At 58.5% G+C, this 15999-nt stretch carries 15 protein-coding genes; 10 read left to right on the top strand and 5 right to left on the bottom strand.

Features of this window, described 5'->3' with window-relative positions; translation table 11 throughout:
• Nucleotides 1-161 precede the first annotated feature (161 nt).
• Nucleotides 162-3245 (top strand): VCBS repeat-containing protein, encoded by a 3084-nt coding sequence (locus HY011_29545; protein MBI3427094.1) that lies wholly within the window; start codon nt 162-164, stop codon nt 3243-3245.
• Between the two features lie 148 nt (nt 3246-3393).
• Here HY011_29545 and HY011_29540 read toward each other — a convergent pair whose 3' ends face one another.
• The 5 genes from HY011_29540 to HY011_29520 form a co-directional block, all read right to left on the bottom strand.
• Nucleotides 3394-4146: a succinate dehydrogenase/fumarate reductase iron-sulfur subunit gene (locus tag HY011_29540; GenBank protein ID MBI3427093.1), complete on the bottom strand. Its 753-nt coding sequence runs from the start codon at nt 4144-4146 to the stop codon at nt 3394-3396.
• A gap of 359 nt (nt 4147-4505) precedes the next feature.
• Nucleotides 4506-6416: a fumarate reductase/succinate dehydrogenase flavoprotein subunit gene (locus HY011_29535; protein MBI3427092.1), complete on the bottom strand. Its 1911-nt coding sequence runs from the start codon at nt 6414-6416 to the stop codon at nt 4506-4508.
• Nucleotides 6417-6432: 16 nt separating this feature from the next.
• The gene (locus HY011_29530) at nt 6433-6639 is read right to left on the bottom strand and encodes a type II toxin-antitoxin system HicA family toxin (protein MBI3427091.1); all 207 of its coding nucleotides are present in this window, start codon (nt 6637-6639) and stop codon (nt 6433-6435) included.
• Nucleotides 6636-6845 carry a type II toxin-antitoxin system HicB family antitoxin gene (locus HY011_29525; protein ID MBI3427090.1) on the bottom strand — a complete coding sequence of 70 codons (210 nt, stop codon included), beginning with the start codon at nt 6843-6845 and terminating at the stop codon, nt 6636-6638. The genes HY011_29530 and HY011_29525 overlap by 4 nt, the downstream gene beginning before the upstream one ends.
• A 27-nt stretch (nt 6846-6872) precedes the next feature.
• The gene (locus tag HY011_29520) at nt 6873-7379 is read right to left on the bottom strand and encodes a succinate:quinone oxidoreductase (GenBank protein ID MBI3427089.1); all 507 of its coding nucleotides are present in this window, start codon (nt 7377-7379) and stop codon (nt 6873-6875) included.
• A 375-nt stretch (nt 7380-7754) separates the two neighbouring features.
• Here HY011_29520 and HY011_29515 point away from each other — a divergent pair, with 375 nt between their 5' ends.
• The 9 genes from HY011_29515 (at nt 7755) to HY011_29475 (ending at nt 15947) form a co-directional block, all read left to right on the top strand.
• Complete coding sequence (locus HY011_29515) at nt 7755-8513, top strand: Fic family protein (GenBank protein ID MBI3427088.1); 759 nt, start codon at nt 7755-7757, stop codon at nt 8511-8513.
• Between the two features lie 18 nt (nt 8514-8531).
• Nucleotides 8532-9416, top strand: a complete 885-nt coding sequence (locus tag HY011_29510) for a LysR family transcriptional regulator (GenBank protein MBI3427087.1) — start codon at nt 8532-8534, stop codon at nt 9414-9416.
• Between the two features lie 198 nt (nt 9417-9614).
• A complete protein-coding gene (locus HY011_29505) occupies nt 9615-10367 on the top strand; it encodes a succinate dehydrogenase (GenBank protein ID MBI3427086.1) in 753 nt (250 codons plus the stop codon).
• A gap of 48 nt (nt 10368-10415) precedes the next feature.
• Nucleotides 10416-12140 (top strand): succinate dehydrogenase flavoprotein subunit, encoded by a 1725-nt coding sequence (locus HY011_29500; GenBank protein MBI3427085.1) that lies wholly within the window; start codon nt 10416-10418, stop codon nt 12138-12140.
• A 150-nt stretch (nt 12141-12290) separates the two neighbouring features.
• Entirely contained in the window at nt 12291-13049 is a 759-nt protein-coding gene (locus HY011_29495; protein ID MBI3427084.1) for a hypothetical protein, read from the top strand.
• 166 nt (nt 13050-13215) lie between these two features.
• Nucleotides 13216-13959: a succinate dehydrogenase/fumarate reductase iron-sulfur subunit gene (locus tag HY011_29490; GenBank protein ID MBI3427083.1), complete on the top strand. Its 744-nt coding sequence runs from the start codon at nt 13216-13218 to the stop codon at nt 13957-13959.
• A 24-nt stretch (nt 13960-13983) separates the two neighbouring features.
• A complete protein-coding gene (locus HY011_29485; GenBank protein MBI3427082.1) occupies nt 13984-14481 on the top strand; it encodes a hypothetical protein in 498 nt (165 codons plus the stop codon).
• A gap of 126 nt (nt 14482-14607) precedes the next feature.
• A complete protein-coding gene (locus HY011_29480; GenBank protein MBI3427081.1) occupies nt 14608-15549 on the top strand; it encodes a GntR family transcriptional regulator in 942 nt (313 codons plus the stop codon).
• 104 nt (nt 15550-15653) lie between these two features.
• Nucleotides 15654-15947 carry a hypothetical protein gene (locus HY011_29475; protein MBI3427080.1) on the top strand — a complete coding sequence of 98 codons (294 nt, stop codon included), beginning with the start codon at nt 15654-15656 and terminating at the stop codon, nt 15945-15947.
• Nucleotides 15948-15999 lie beyond the last annotated feature (52 nt).

Below are 15999 nucleotides of genomic sequence, written 5' to 3'. Positions count from 1 at the left end.
GGCCTGTGCGCGGTGCAGCGTGCGTACCAGGAATTCATTTGTAGCGGAATAGGGAACGGCCTCGACGGGCTGTTGTTGTGATCATTGTAACAGCCAGCCGCCGTGTCTTTCACCATACTGCTTGGCGGAGTAGCAACGCGCTTCCACAAAGCGCATGACAAATGACGAACGAGGGTACGAAGATGAAAATCTGGAAAACAAGCCGAAGGATCAACCCTATCAATTGGCTGCTGCCGGCCACGCTGCTGTTGGGCGCAACGTGGCTCTGCCTGCCGCAAACGACCGTCACGGCACAACGCGCCCTGCCCACGATTCCTCCCGTGCAGGGCCAATTGGTTGGCGCAACGGCGCCGGAGCAGTCCTTTTCCGCGCCCCAAACGTGGGCGCGGGAACTCACCACCGGGCAAGGGTGGGACTCTGAGCACCCGCGCATGCTGGCCGACGTCAATGGCGATAAACGCCAGGACATGGTGGGCTTTGGCAGAGACGGCGTGTGGCTCGCCACGTCCACCGGGCAGAGCTTCAGCCCGGCCTTTGTGCTGGCGGATTTCGGCTACCTGAGCGGCTGGCGCACGGCGAAGCATGTGCGTGCGCTGGGCGACATCAACGGCGACAAGCTGGAAGACATTGTCGGTTTCGGCGACGCGGGCGTTTACCGCGCACTCTCGACCGCCTCAGGTTTTGGGCCGGCGACCTTCGTCAGCGCGGGCTTCGGCTACAACCAGGGTTGGCGTGTTGACCGCCACGTCCGGTTGCTGGCCGACGTGAATGGCGATGGATGCAAAGACATCGTCGGTTTCGGCGATGACGGCGTGTGGCTGTCACTGGCTACGCCCGGCGGTTATTTCAACGCGCCGGTTCTCGCGCTGTCCGCGTTCGGCTTCAACCAAGGCTGGACGCCGGCGCTGCACGTTCGCACGACCGCCGACCTGAACGGCGATGGCCGTCAGGACATCATCGGCTTTGGCAACGACGGCGTGTGGACGGCGCTCTCGACAGGCAACGGCTTCGGCCCGGCGCAACTCGTGCTGGCGGACTTTGGCTATGTCGCGGGTGGCTGGCGTGTGGAGCGCCATCCTCGTTTGCTGGCGGACATCAACGGCGACGGCAGGCAGGACATTGTGGCCTTCGGCAATGACGGCGTGTGGATTGCGCCTTCGGCGGGCGACGGCGGTTTTGCGGCGGCGCAGTTCGTGCTGGCCGGCTTTGGCTGCAACCAGGGTTGGCAAGTCGGCGCGCATCCGCGCTTCGTGACCGACCTTAACGGCGACGGTTATCAAGACATTGTGGGCTTTGGCGACGATGCGGTTTACCGCGCGCTGGGCGGCCCGACTGGGTTCACGCCTGTGCGGGGCGTGCTGCGTGATCTGGTTGCCGAGAGCGGGTTCCCGTGGAATGCGGCCCCCGATGTCTTGACTGATTTTTACCCGCGTTTGGTCGGCGACGTTGACGGTGATGGAAAGCACGATGTCATCGCGTTCGATCAAAACAGCATTGTAGTGGTTCGTTCGCTCGACGTTCCGCCGCCAGGGCCGGCCAATGTGCGCAGCACCAGCCAAACAACTTCAGCGTCTACGCTTGGGAGTATTGGCGTAGATCCGGCGACACTGCCAGAGGTACAGATAGCCCCCAAGCCGCCGTGCAGCGAGGAAAAGATCGCTGAGGTGCGCGCCCGGGCCGGCGCGTTACGGCACGATGGCTCTTTCGAGCCTGCTTTTGTATTCATTGACTGTTCCCTGACGCTGCGCAGCAGCGATGTCATCACCAAACGCCTTATCTTCGAGGGCGCGCGGGCGTCCGGCGTGACGGTGGAGGGCAACGGCGCAACCATTGATGGTGGCAGCGGCCAGCCCAACTATAAACCAGCCGATGCGCGGAATATGGTGGAAATCATCTCTAAGCGGTTGGATGCAACCGGCTTGCACTGGGAACACCCGGAGAACATCAGGCTCCGCAACTGCAAGATCAGCGGCTCCGTGGGCCTCTTAGGCATTGAGGGCGTAGAGACAACTAGGGACGATTTTGTGACGCTCGCCCGCAACAACGCGCCGCGCAACATTGTCTTCGACAATGTGACCATCACCGGGGTGAGGTGCGATAACCATTCACCGCAATGCGTTCCCCTCTATCTCTTCACAGGCGTCAGCTATTTCCAACTGCTCAACTCCAAGATCAATGGCAGCTCCGACGGCCCGAATATTTATCTGGACGACTTGTCTTATCACAACACCTTCCGCAACAACCGCATCGAGGCCAATACTCAGGAGGATCGTCCGAAGCGTGAAGTGATGGCCATTGACGGCTCCAGCTATAACACCATCGTCAACAACTTCTTCTCCTCCCTCGAAAACGGCGGTATCTACCTCTATCGCAACTGTGGCGAAATGGGTGTGGCCCGCCGTGGGACGCCCAGCCACAACACCATCGTCAACAACGTCTTCTACTATGACAAGTATGATGGTGATAACCCCGCGATCTTCGTGGCCTCGCGCAACGGCAAAAGCACTAAGACGTACACCTGCCCCGACAACTTCTTCGACAATGCGCAGTTCAACGTCGTGATGCAGAACCAGATTTACAAGCTGCCGGTCAGCGACGTGATCTTGCGCCACCCGATCACCGGCATGGTGATCGGCGTCAGGCAGGGCATGATTCGGGTCGGCCATCCCGAGATCAATACGCCCAACTACATCAACTACAACGAGACTGTTACGGCGGAGATTGAGCGCAAGGCTGGTTGCTATATCAGCAACGGCTATCAGAAGGACTTCATCCGGGACGGGGAATTCATCAACCTCTTCAGTAATGCCAACGGCGAACCGCTCTGCACCGGCTACCGCTATACCTGTCACGACGGCGTGCTCACCCAAACAAGCGATTCCACCTGCCGTCCGGTAGGCTCTGTTGATTTCGAGTGTCAGGCAAACAACAGCAACGCCGGCTGCCAGAGAACGGCTTTCAGCCCGGTGGGTAAGACGATCATCGGGGCCAAGGCCGCCTGCAACCTGGAGTTCGGCACGGTCTCTGCGACTGACCTGGGCGGTGTCTCCGCCAACTTCGTCAAGGTGCTGCGCGCTTCGGATAATGTGTCGGAGGGAAGCTGTACGCTCGGCGACACCAGCATACACAGCGGTCAGGCTGCGGTCAGCGGCATCAATGGGCTGACCCGCCTTTCCTTTGGCTGCCGCGAAAATGACGCCAATGGCGGTGATTGTCACATCAAGGGGAGGCTTTACTATCAATAAGCAGTAAATAAGCCGCACGGTTCCACAACTTCCTCTGGCAGAGTTCAGGCATTGAACTCTGCCAGAGGAAGAAAGCGATGAAAACGGAAAAGCCGGAAGAAGCTCGCGCGTTCTTCCGGCTTTTCCGGCTTTGCCTTGGCCCGTGACGTTAGGCCAGCTTGCTCTTGAACAGCGCCCGCCAATACTCCCGATTCATCCGCGCAATGTTGTCCAGCGTGATGCCTTTCGGGCAGGCCGCTTCGCACGAACCGATGTTGGTGCAATTGCCGAAGCCTTCCGCATCCATTTGCGTAACCATGTTCAGTACGCGGCGTTCGCGTTCGACTTGCCCCTGCGGTAGCAAGGCCAGATGCGAAACCTTCGCTGCCACAAACAACATCGCCGAAGCGTTCTTGCAGGCCGCCACACACGCGCCGCAGCCGATGCATTGTGCGGCGTCCATCGCCTTGTCGGAATCTTCTTTGGGAATGGGCAGCGCGTTGCCGTCTGGTGTGCCGCCGGTCGAGACCGAGACGTAGCCGCCGGATTGGATCAGGCGATCAAAGGCCGCGCGATCTACGACCAAGTCTTTGATGACGGGGAAGGGCGCGGCGCGCCAGGGTTCGATGGTGATGGTGTCGCCGTCTTTGAACGTGCGCATGTGCAATTGGCAGGTGGTGGTTTCTTGCAACGGGCCGTGCGGCGTGCCGTTGATGACCAGGCTGCACGCGCCGCAGATGCCCTCGCGGCAATCGTGGTCAAAGGCGATCTGCTCTTCGCCGCGTTTGATGAGGTCTTCGTTGACGACATCGAGCATCTCCAAAAAGGACATGTCGGGGCTGATGTGCGGGGCGTCGTACTCTACGAATTGGCCTGTGGTGTTGGCGTTCTTTTGCCGCCAGACGCGAAGTTTCAGTTTCATTTTGTGTTATTGATGAGTTGCCCACGAAGTAACACGAAGGTAGCACGAAGAGTGGAAAGTAACTTCGTGTTACCCTCGTGTTACCCTTGTGTTACTTCGTGTGGAAAGTTCAATAGCAACCGGCCCGCGCACCGGCGGCCCAAGCTAGTAGTCCAGTTACTCCCGGCAGTGTCCAGTTGCCGGATAAACCGACGGCCGTGGGCCGGTTGCTAACTTACCTGGAAACCCTGGGTACGCACGCTTCCCAGCATGCTGCGTCAAATCAGATGGATTGATGCTGAAAGGGCATCCCTCCGGCACGGTTCCGTCTGACGCCAAGTCTGCACGCTGGAAGCGATGCGTACCCAGGGGCCAGGGATTTACTTGTAACTCCGCTGCGTCATTCTGATCTCTTCGTAATGCAGGGGTTCCTGGTGCAGCGTGGGATAAGCGTCAACGCCTTTGTATTCCCACGCCGCCACATAAGCGTATTCGTCATCATTGCGCAGCGCCTCGCCGTCTTCGGTCTGATATTCCTCGCGGAAGTGGCCGCCGCAGGATTCCTCGCGTTGCAGCGCGTCGTAGGCCAACAGTTGCGCGAACTCTAAAAAATCAGCGACGCGGCCCGCGTGTTCGAGCGCCGGATTCAATTCGTTGCCGTCGCCCAGCACGTTGACGTTCTCCCAGAACTCCTGCCGGATTTCAGGGATGCGCGCGAGCGCGAGTTCGAGGCTGGCTTTGGTGCGCGCCATGCCGACGTTATCCCACATCAGCTTGCCCAGTTCGCGGTGAAAATCGCTGACCGTGCGCTTGCCTTTGATGCCCAGCAACTGCGCCGTGCGGTTGCGCACGTCTTCCAACGCTTTTTTGAATTCGGCGTGCTCGGTCGAGTGCTTGCCTTTCTGTCCGGCCATGTAGCCGCCGATGGTTTGCGGCAGCACGAAGTAGCCGTCCGCCAGCCCTTGCATCAATGCCGAAGCGCCTAAGCGATTCGCGCCGTGATCGGAAAAGTTCGCTTCGCCGATAACAAACAAGCCGGGGATGTTACTCATCAATTCGTAATCTACCCACAGCCCGCCCATCGTGTAATGCACCGCCGGATAGATGCGCATCGGCTGTTCGTAGGCGTTTTCGCCGGTGATGCGTTCGTACATCTCAAACAGGTTGGCGTAACGCTCTTCGATCTTCGCGCGGCCCAGCCGTTTGATCGAATCTGAGAAGTCCAGATACACACCGCGTACGCCGGGGCCGACGCCCAGACCCTTGTCGCAGGCTTCTTTGGCCGCGCGCGAAGCGATGTCGCGCGGGGCCAGATTGCCGTAACTCGGATACTTGCGTTCGAGGTAGTAGTCGCGCTCGCCTTCGGGGATGTCTTGGGGCTTGCGTTTGTCGCCCGATGTTTTAGGCACCCAGACACGCCCGTCATTGCGCAACGATTCCGACATCAGCGTCAGTTTGGATTGATGATCGCCGCTGACCGGGATGCAGGTCGGGTGGATTTGCGTGTAGCAGGGATTGGCGAACAGCGCGCCTTTTTTGTGCGCGCGAAAGGTCGCCGTCACATTGCAGCCTTTGGCATTGGTCGAAAGGTAAAACACATTGCCGTAACCACCTGTCGCCAGCACGACCGAGTCAGCAGAATGCGCCGTGATTTCGCCCGTGACCAGATCGCGCGTGATAATGCCCTTGGCTTGGCCTTCAATGATGACGATGTCGAGCATCTCGGTGCGCGGAAACATTCGCACGGTGCCCAGATGAATCTGGCGGCTCAGCGCCTGATACGCGCCGATCAGCAATTGCTGCCCTGTTTGGCCGCGCGCATAAAAGGTGCGCGAAACCTGCGCGCCGCCGAAGCTGCGGTTATCCAACAAGCCGCCGTATTCGCGGGCGAAGGGCACGCCTTGGGCGACGCATTGGTCAATGATGTTGACGCTGACTTCGGCCAGACGGTGGACGTTGGCTTCGCGCGCGCGGAAGTCGCCGCCTTTGATCGTGTCGTAAAAGAGGCGGTACACGCTGTCGCCGTCATTGCGGTAATTCTTGGCTGCGTTGATGCCGCCCTGTGCGGCGATGCTGTGCGCGCGGCGCGGGCTGTCCTGAAAGCAAAACGCTTTGACGTTGTAGCCCAGTTCGCCCAGCGTCGCCGCCGCCGAGGCGCCCGCCAGCCCCGTGCCGACGACGATGATGTCGTGCTTGCGTTTGTTGGCCGGGTTGACCAGCTTCATGTCCTGTTTGTACTTGGCCCATTTTGTGGGTACCGAGCCGGACGGGATTTTAGAATTGAGATTAATGCTCATTGTAGATTCGTTATAGATCAGCTTCGGTAAGTCCCGCTTCTTTCATCAAGCTATGCAAAATTCCTCTTTTCAAATCGCGATTCCCATGCACGGGCACGGTGAGGATTGCCGGATTGGTCGGGTGAGTGTAGATGTGATGACTGCCTTGCACACGCTGTAGAATCCAGCCCGCTCGTTCCAAAATCTGGCACAAGCGCTTGCCGGATACGACCTTCATAGTTCGATCTCCATCACTTGGGTTTGCGGTAGGGGCGCGGCCAAGATGCGATCAGCCGCCACAGCCAGCCAGCCTTGTGCAGCTTCGCGGATATTCGCCAGCGTTTCCGCCAAGGTGTCTCCTTCGGAAACACAGCCTGGCAAAGCAGGCACTTCCGCCCAAAAACCGCCTTCATCAGCAGGATGTATGAGAATCTTGAGTTTCATAAGTTACTGCTCCTTGTTTGGATGCGGTCATGTTATCAATCTCAGCAGAATCGCCACTACAACTGCACTGTTGCCCAGGAACAACAACAAGCCCGAAACCTTTGCAAGCTTGTCAAAAAAGCCGAAGGTCTTTTTGCTGCGCAGGCCCAGCGATTGAAAGGTGCTGCTCACACCGTGGCTCAGATGCAGCAAGAGCAAGCCCATCGAGACGATGTAAAAGACCGCAACGAGCGGGTTGGAGAAGCCTTCGATCATCATGCGCCGCACGTCATGATAGCCCGTAATAGGATCGTGAAACTCCAGATACTGCGGATTGATCCAGCCTAGCGTGAAGTGCGAGAGGTGGAACAGGATGAATGCCAGCAACAGCAAACCACTGACCACCATCGTGCGTTGCGCAAAGGTGGAAGCGACCGGTTTGCCGACGGCATAAGTCTGCGGACGCGCCTTGCGGTTCGCCAGCGCCAATTGGATGGCGGCTATGATGTGCAACCACACCAGCGTCAACAGGCCGCTGCGCGCGCCCCAAAGCACGGGCGGGCGGCGCGGCTTTTAACGTATGAGCGTATTCATTGATTTTGGTTGGCCCCGCAAAGACTTGCAGGTTGCCGAGCAAATGAATAATGACAAAAAGGTACAGCCCCAAACCGGTGAGCGCCATCACGTACTTTTTGCCCAACGAGGATTGCCACAGACGCAGCAACAAGCCGGGCGTAGACTTTGCTGGCAAGCTCTCTAACGATGCAGCCATCTTGCCTCCGTAACGCGGAAAAAGTGCTTGAATTTAGTTGTTCATAACCGACAGATCGTGACGTTGCGAAAGATAGCAGCCGCAAGCTAATGAGTAAAATGCATTCGATTAAACTTGTGTATAAGCTGTGCTAATCTGGCCGTATAGCGAGGTGACCCATGACACTGGCAAAACTGCTCAAAGAAATTGATCTGTTGCAAGCGCGGTTGCAGCGGGCGCGGCCCTTACAGCCTGGCGAAGTCGCACAACTGCGTGACTATTTTCGGGTCGGTCTGACCTATACCAGCAACGCGCTCGAAGGCAACAGCCTGACGGAGATCGAAACCAAAGTGGTGATCGAAGACGGCTTGACGGTCAGCGGCAAACCGTTGCGCGAGCACCTCGAAGCCGTGGGCCACGCGGCGGCCTATGATCGGATGCGGGACTTGGCGCATGGCGTGGAGATTGGCGAAGCGGATGTGCGGGAACTGCACCGCTTGTTTTACCGCCAACTGGATGAATCGCAGGCCGGTGTCTATCGCCAGCAGCAAGTCTGGATTTCGGGCAGTGAATTCAAACTGCCTACGCCCCGGCAGGTGCCGAAACTGATGCACCGATTGTTTGAGCGCGCGCCCAAACAACGCGCCCGGCGGCATCCCGTGGTCTTTGCCGCTTGGCTGCATCTGCAGTTGGTGACGATACATCCGTTTATTGACGGCAACGGGCGCACCGCGCGTCTGGCGCTGAATTTGTCGTTGCTACAGGACGATTACCCTTTGGCGCTGATCCCACCATTGCGCCGGGTTGAGTATTTGCAGGTGCTGGAGCGCGAACATATGAAACGGGTCAGCGCGGATCGCTCAGATTCGTTCGAATACTTCATCGCCGATTGCCTGCTCAATTCCATGCACGATTACCGGCGCCTGCTTGATCTCTAATCCAGTCTTTGCGCTTAGATGCACATCGAAACTCTGAAAACCTTTTGCGATCTCATCGAAACCGGCAGTTTCTCGAAAGCCGCGCAACTCAACCGTGTCTCCCAATCCGCCGTGAGCCAGCAAATCAAGGTGCTCGAAAAGCGCTATGACCGGCCCTTGATCGAGCGTGGCCAGCGCAAAGGCGTGGCGCTGACCGAGGCCGGGCAAATGTTTTACGCTGAATGCAAAGAGTTGCTGGAACGCTTTCGCGCGTTGGAAGAGCGTATGCGCGAGCAGTCGGCGGTGATTGCGGGAACGGTCAAAGTGGCGACGGTCTATAGCATCGGGCTGCACGAGTTGCCGCCTTACATCAAACAGTTCATGAAGGCGCATCCGCAGGTCAAAGTGCACATCGAATACAGCCGCACCGACAAGGTCTATGAAGCCTGCCTGCACAACACGATTGATTTCGGCATCGTGGCGTTGCCCTTACGCCGCCCCAACATCGCCGTCATCCCCTTGCGGCAAGACAAACTGGTTTTGGTTTGCAGTCCTGAACATCTGCTCGCGCGCAAACGCAAAGTCAGCCTGACGCAACTCAGTGGCGAAGAGTTTATCGCCTTTGAGCGCGACATTCCGACGCGCAAGACGATTGACCGCATTTTCAAAACACACAAAGTCGGCGTGAATACGGTGATGGAATTCGACAACATCGAGACGATTAAACGCTCGGTCGAGGTCGGCATCGGCCTTTCGATCCTGCCCGAAACCGCCGTCGTCAACGAAGTGAAAAGCGGGCTGTTGACCAAGCTCGATTTCAGCGAAGGCACCTTTACCCGTGCCGTCGGTATCATTCACCGGCGGGGCCGGGTGTTCAGCGCGGCGGCGCGCGCGTTCGTGCAGATGCTGGCCGCAGCCCATTGAACCGCGCGTTGACGCCTCTGGGGTTCCAGCGTATGCTACGCCGCGTTTTTGCGCTTTCATTCAAATTTCGCCAGCGTCAGTTCTGCCGCTGGCAGCCTTTCGACAAGTTGGTTAGCAGTAGTTTTTTCAGTGATTCCACGTGTTAGTTGATCTGGATGGCAAGCACGGCTGTCTGCAAGTTTGCCGTCGGAGGAATGTATGGCTGAATCGAGAACTGCTTTGCAGTCGCGCCGCTTTGGGGCAACGTTCCGGCGGGATGCCTGGTGGACGGAGCTGCTGCCGGTCATCTTCGTGCTGGGCGGCTTTGGTGTTTATGCAACGTTCAGGGCGTTTGAAGGGGCGCATTATGAATGGGGGCCGTACCTTTCGCCGTTATATTCGCCGTTGTTCAAACCGCGTTGGTGGCCGTTTTCGCCCGCGATTTTGATTTTGATGGTGCCGCTGGGCTTTCGCTCGACCTGCTATTACTACCGCAAAGCCTATTATCGCGCGTTCTTTCTGACGCCGCCCTCGTGCGCAGTCACGGGGCGCGGCGCGGGCAGCTATTCGGGCGAACGCAAGTTTCCCTTCATCCTGCAAAACCTGCATCGCTATTTCCTCTACCTCGCCCTGATTTTCATCGCCATTCTGGCCTACGACGCGCTGCGGGCTTTCTGGTTCGCCGATGGTTTTGGCGTTGGCGTCGGCACCTTGATCATGGTGGTCAATGTTGTTTATCTGGGGGCTTATACACTCTCCTGTCACTCGCTGCGCCATCTGATCGGGGGCAAGCTGGACTGCTTCTCCTGCGAAGTGGCGGGCGCGACGCGCTACAAAGCCTGGCGCCTCTCCAGCTTTCTGAACGAACGGCACATGCTGTATGGCTGGATCAGCGTCTTCACCGTAGCGTTGACCGACTTGTACATCATGCTGGTGGCGCGTGGCGTCATCACGGATTGGCGCATCCTATAAGTCTGGCGGCAATTCTGCTGTGGCAGGTTTTCACTTCTTCTCACCTTTATGGCAAACGAAAAGTACGAAACGCATGAACACGATGTGTTGATCATCGGCGCGGGCGGCGCAGGGTTGCGCGCAACGCTGGAAGCGCTGGGGCAAGGCGCGTCGGTTGCTGTCGTCTGCAAATCGCTGCTTGGCAAGGCGCACACCGTGATGGCCGAAGGCGGCATCGCGGCGGCGATGGCGAACGTGGATTCGGCGGATGGCTGGCAGCCGCATTTTCGCGACACGATGCGTGGCGGCAAGTTTCTGAACAACTGGCGCATGGCCCAACTCCACGCCCAGGAAGCGCCCGACCGCGTGCGCGAACTGGAACAGTGGGGCGCACTGTTTGACCGCACACCCGACGGCAACATCCTGCAACGCGCCTTTGGCGGCCACACCTACAAACGGCTGGTGCATGTCGGCGACCGCACCGGCCTCGAATTGATCCGCACTTTGCAGGATCGTGGCGTAGCGCTGGGCGTGGATGTGTATATGGAATGCACGGTGACGAAGCTGTTGATGGATGGCGGACGCATCGCGGGCGCGTTTGCGTATTGGCGTGAGACGGGCCGTTTCGTCGTATTCAAGGCCAAAGCCATCGTGCTATGCACGGGCGGCATCGGCAAGGCCTATCGCATCACGTCGAATTCGTGGGAATACACCGGCGATGGTCAATCGCTGGCCTATGAAGTCGGCGCGGAACTCAAAGACATGGAGTTCGTCCAATTTCACCCGACCGGGATGGTTTGGCCGCCGGGCGTTCAGGGCTTGCTTGTGACCGAGGCCGTGCGTGGCGAGGGCGGTATCCTGCGCAACAAGAACGGCGACCGCTTCATGGAAAAGTACGATCCGAAGCGTATGGAGCTTTCGACGCGCGATGTGGTCGCGCGTTCGATTTACACCGAAGTCAAAGAAGGGCGCGGCACCCCGCACGGTGGCGCGTTTCTCGACATTTCGCACAAACCGGCAGAGTACGTAAAAAAGAAACTGCCGAGCATGTACCACCAGTTCAAAGAACTCGCCGACGTTGACATCACCAAAGAGCCGATGGAAGTCGGCCCGACCTGTCATTACATGATGGGCGGCATCAACGTCGAAGCCGAAACACAGGCCTCGACCGTGCCCGGCTTGTATGCGGCGGGCGAAGCGGCGGCGGGTTTGCACGGCGGCAACCGGCTGGGCGGCAATTCGCTGTCGGACTTGCTGGTGTTTGGGCGGCGCGCGGGCGCGGCTGCGGCTGAATACGCCAAAGGCGCGGCCAACCCGGCAATTGACAATGACCAGATCGAAGCCGCCGCGCGCGAGTTGCTGGAACCGTTTGAACGCACGAGCGGCGAAAGCCCCTATCAAATCCACAGCGAATTGCAGGACTCGATGCAAAGCCTGGTCGGTATTTTCCGCAACGAAGAGGACATGGCGCAGGGACTGGCGAAATTGGATGAGTTCAAAGAGCGCCTGGAAAAAGTGCGCGTCGAAGGCTCACGCATGTTCAATCCCGGCTGGCATCTGGCGCGTGAACTCAAATCCATGCTGATCGTTTCGGAAGCCATCGCTTTGAGCGCGCGTGCGCGGCAGGAAAGCCGTGGCGCCCACGCCCGCATTGATTACGACAAGCTGGACGATGAGAAGTGGGGCAAGCTCAATCACATCATTCAGCGTGACGGCGACGCGATGAAGCTGTCAGAGCGGCCCTTGGCGGAAATGCCGGAAGAATTGAAACAAGTCTTAGCGGAGGACAAGTAGCGTACAGCAGTGCTGCCAGCCTGCTGAGACTTCAGCGATAAACCGATGGGCAAGCGGTAGAGCAGTTGAGTTTGCAAGCGGTACTGGCCCGCGAGTTGAGTGCAGCGCAAGCCGGCAGCAGGCTGGCAGCCTGCTGTACAAAGGGGGCGGGTGGAAGCCTTTGAGTACAAGGAGTTCTGGGGCGGCAATCTACCGCATCGGCATCCGCCTGGGGCCACGCTGTTTGTCACGTTTCGCCTGGATGGCTCGGTGCCCAAACACATCTTGCGGCTCTGGCTGGCGGAAAAGCAGTGGTTAAAGGAAGAAACCGCGCGGCTGGGCGAGTTGTTGCTGGCGGATGATACGCCGGAGTTGAAGCAGCACGAAGAGCGATTGCTGGCTTTTCAACGGAAATGGTTTCGGAAGTTCGAGGACGTGTTGCACGCGGCGCAGACCGGGCCACGCTGGCTGGCGGAGGAAAAGATCGCCGCGCTGGTCGCGAACAGTTTGCATTGGCGGGACGGCAAGGTTTACCGGTTGGACGCCTATTGCATTATGTCCAATCACGTGCACGTGGTATTCGCACCGTTCCTGACGGAGACGAGTTTACACGCGCTGGCCGCGCCGGATGAGGACGTGCTATACGAAAGCACTGAGCCGCCGCTGGATGTCATCATGCATTCACTGAAGAGCTACACGTCCAATCAGGCGAATGCGTTGTTGCAACGCGCGGGCACTTTTTGGGCGCGTGAGAGCTACGATCACGTGATCCGCGATGCGGGGGAATATGACCGCGTCGTGAACTATGTGTTGAACAATCCGGTGAAAGCGGGTTTGGTTACAACCTGGCACGATTGGCCCTGGAATTGGAAACGCGAAACCGTACAGCAGGCTGCCAGCCTGCTGGGGGACGTTGAAGCGGACGCTTGACGGGGTTGTGCGATTTGAAGGTTGGCTGGGAATTTGAGTCACAACAGGCGGAGACCACAGCAGGCTGGCAGCCTGCTGTACAGTTATAGTGGGCGGCCCTTGAACCGTCCACAGCGGAGACCACAGCAGGCTGGCAGCCTGCTGTACAGTGAGGAGACTAGCAAGAATGGCAGACGCAACCTTACGCGTTTATCGCGGCGATAAAGACGGCGGTCAGCACGTGGATTATCAAGTCCCGGTCGCGCCCGGCATGGTCGTGCTCGACGCGGTGCATTACGTCCAGGGCCATCATGCCCCCGACCTGGCTGTGCGTTGGAATTGCAAGGCCGCCAAATGCGGCTCCTGCTCCGCCGAAGTCAATGGCCGTCCAAAACTGATGTGCAAGACGCGGCTTGATGATCTGCCGCTCGATCAACCGATCACGATCAACCCGCTCAAGACCTTTCCGCTTATCAAAGACCTAGTCACCGACGTGTCTTGGAACTACAAAATCAACCAGAAAATTCCGCCCTTCACGCCCAAACCCGGCGTCGAATGGAAGATGCAGCAAGAAGAAGTTGACCGCGTGCAGGAGTTCCGCAAATGCATCGAGTGCTTTCTCTGCCAAAACGTCTGTCACGTCTTGCGCGATCACGAAAAGAAAGAGGAGTTCGGCGGGCCGCGCTTTTTTGTGCGCATCGCCGGGCTTGAAATGCATCCGCTCGACGGCGTCTCACGCACGGATTTGCTCAAAGAAGAGTTGGGCATCGGCCTCTGCAACATCACCAAATGCTGCACGGAGGTCTGCCCCGAAGACATTCACATCACCGACAACGCGATCATCCCGCTCAAAGAACGCATCGTTGACGAGCATTACGACCCAGTGCTCTGGCTCTGGCGCAAGCTCACCGGCAAAGGCAAGAAGTCTTAACTTAGAGTTGTTAGCGAGGCTGACATGTTTGAATTGAAGCCAATTCATCCCGATTCCATCGAACAGGCGCTGGAAAAGGCGCACCATTACCGCTTGCTCAACGAACCCGGCGAAGCCGAAAGCATCTGCCTGGACGTGCTGGATGTCGAACCGGATAACCAAGACGCTTTGGTCACCTTGTTGCTGGCGCTGACAGATCGCCTTGCCAAAGGCTATGCGGCGGGCGCGCGGCAGGCCAAAGCGGTGCTGCCCAAACTCAAAGATGAATATCAGCGCGCCTATTACGCCGGTTTGATTTGCGAGCGCCAGGCTAAAGTGCGGCTGCAACAAGGTGGGCCGGGCGCCGGTCACGATGGTTATGAATGGCTGCGCGAGGCGATGGATTGGTACGAAAAGGCCGAACCGCTCAAACCCGCTGGCAATGACGACGCCATCTTGCGTTGGAATGCCTGTGCGCGAAATATCATGCGCAACCATCTTTCGGCCCGCGCGGCTGATGGGGCCGAGCCGTATTTGGAATAAGCCTGGGTACGCACCGCTTCCAGCGTGCGGTCTTGGCAACGGACGAACTTAATCTGAAAGGAAACCCTTCGGCATCTTTCCGCCTTTTGCCAAGACCGCACGCTGGAAGCGGTGCGTACCCAGGTTGTGCCAGCTTTCAAAACCGCCATGCAACTCTGGCTAGCCAAGGATAATGAAGTGCCGTTGCGTGAACAATTGGTCGCGCAAATCAAACTAGCCATTCTCAGCCAGGATTTGAAACCCGGGCAAAAACTGCCGAGCACGCGCGAACTGGCGCGCCGCTTCAAAATCCACGCCAATACGGTCAGCGCGGCTTACAGCGAATTGACCGATTTGGGTTGGGTCGAGATGCGCGCGGGCAGCGGCATTTATGTACGGTCGTTCAAGGCCGAACGCGCGCTCGAAGCGCAACTCGACCTTGATCACATCATCATCGAATTCCTCGAATTGACGCGCCGCAAAGGCTTCTCGCTGGCGCAAATTCAAGCCCGCGTGCGGCATTGGCTGCGCCTGCAACCGCCCGATCATTTTCTGGTGATTGATCCCGACCCGCACTTCCGCGCCATTCTGGTGGCTGAAATCAAGGAGGCCACCGGCTTTCGCGTCGCCAGCGCCAGCCCGCAAGAGTGCGAAGACCGCAGCATTTTGTTCGGTGCGGTGCCCGTGGCCCTCTATGGGCAAGCCGAAATGGCGACGGCGGCCTTGCCCGCCAAACTCTCCTGCCTGCTGATTCACACGCGTTCCGTGCCCGAAGCCCTCAAAGGCGAAACGCCGCCCAAAGCCGACGAACTCATCACGGTGGCCTCGCACTGGCCGGCGTTTTTGCTTTACGCGCGTTCGGTGCTGGCCGCCGTCAAACTCGATCCCGACGCCATCAACTATCGCGATGCGCGCGAACCCGATTGGCAAAAGGGCTTGCGCGCCAGTTCTTTTGTCATTACCGACGCGGCGACGGCGGCCCTGATTCCGCCCGGCGTGCGTTGCCGCATCTTTCGCGTGATTGCCGATTCTTCCTTGACCGAGTTACGCCAATACGTCGAAAAGTTCCTCGTGCGCCCCGCCTCCTGAGCTTGTGGCGCTCGACGAAGTGTCCTAATCGCCTCTGCCGTCACGATGGCGTGTGGTTATGCTGCGTGTCGTCGGAACCTGGCAAACAAATTACGGAGGACGCGATGCACAACAATGGCAAATCAGCAGCAACAGCCCAAGACAAACAACCGGTGAAACGGACTGGCGTGGCTGCTTTGTTGCTAGGCTTGTCTGTGTTCGGCAGCCTTTGCGTGGGCGGCGGCGTGGGCGGCGGGCTGGGCGTACACTGGGGCTATGCCGCAGGCACTGAAGATTTGACGCGCTTACTGGGCGCGCTCATCTACGGCTTCAAAATGGGCCTGGGCGTCGCCGTGGGCAGTTTGCTGGGCTTGTGTTTGAGTTTGCTGGTGAGCGCGCGGCAAGCCACACGTGGCTAGGCCAGCGGGTTTTTGCGGGCCGTCGAAGCTGACTGCTTTGAACAACGTTTGA

The organism is Acidobacteriota bacterium (assembly GCA_016196035.1).
In the GTDB taxonomy this organism is placed as follows: Bacteria; Acidobacteriota; Blastocatellia; order RBC074; family RBC074; genus JACPYM01.
Note: the sequence above shows the minus strand (reverse complement) of the source record. Positions and strands in the feature narration are given on the sequence as shown.